The following is a 673-nucleotide window of genomic DNA, read 5'->3' as shown; positions in this document are numbered from 1 at the left end:
TGCCTGCGGGGGATTTCTTTGTATGCCGAGAGGACCGCGGGGAACGGTCAGAGCACGTCGGCCAGTTCCTCCAGCAGCCGCCGCTTGGGGCGGGCGCCCACCATCGACTTCACCGGCTGTCCGTCGCGGAACACCATGAGGGTGGGCATCGACAGCACTCCGTACGCGTTCGTGGTCTCCGGGTTCGTGTCCACGTCCAGCTGCACCACCTTGAGCCGGTCGCCCTCCTCGGCGGCGACGGCGCTCAGCACCGGCGCGATCTGCCGGCACGGCGGGCACCAGTCCGCGGTGAACTCGACCAGTACGGGCAGTTCCGCCGCGATCACCTCCGCCGCGAAGTCCGCGTCCGTCACCTCGGCCACGCCTGCTGCCTTGATCACTGTGTCCGCCTCTCTGTCCGGGGTGCTTCCGGGGGAAACACCGCGCATACGGGGTCCGGGCCGCCCGGAACCGCCGTCGCCTCGGCCGCCAGCTCGCCCATCGCGTGCTCGGCCCGCGCCAACTGCGCGCCGACCTGTTCGCGTACGGACCGCAGCTCGTCGATCAGCGCGTCGAGCTCGCCCAGCTTGCGCCGGTACACGGCGAGCGAGGCCGGGCAGGCGTCGCCCTCCGGGTGTCCGGCGCGCAGGCACTCCACGAAGGGCCGCGTCTCCTCCAGGTCGAACCCGAAGTC

The 673-nt window shown here is 71.3% G+C and carries 2 protein-coding genes; both read right to left on the bottom strand.

The window, feature by feature from the left end; genetic code table 11:
• Positions 1–47: 47 nt before the first annotated feature.
• The gene (gene trxA / locus AOK01_RS39465) at positions 48–380 is read right to left on the bottom strand and encodes a thioredoxin (protein WP_055520387.1); all 333 of its coding nucleotides are present in this window, start codon (positions 378–380) and stop codon (positions 48–50) included.
• Positions 377–673 (bottom strand): MerR family DNA-binding protein (locus AOK01_RS39460; protein WP_157871669.1); only part of this gene is annotated, 297 nt, incomplete at its 5' end. The genes trxA and AOK01_RS39460, both read right to left, overlap by 4 nt.

Origin of the sequence: Streptomyces aurantiacus, assembly GCF_001418335.1 — a bacterium.
GTDB lineage: Bacteria > Actinomycetota > Actinomycetes > Streptomycetales > Streptomycetaceae > Streptomyces > Streptomyces aurantiacus.
This window is presented reverse-complemented; position numbering and strand designations above follow the sequence as displayed.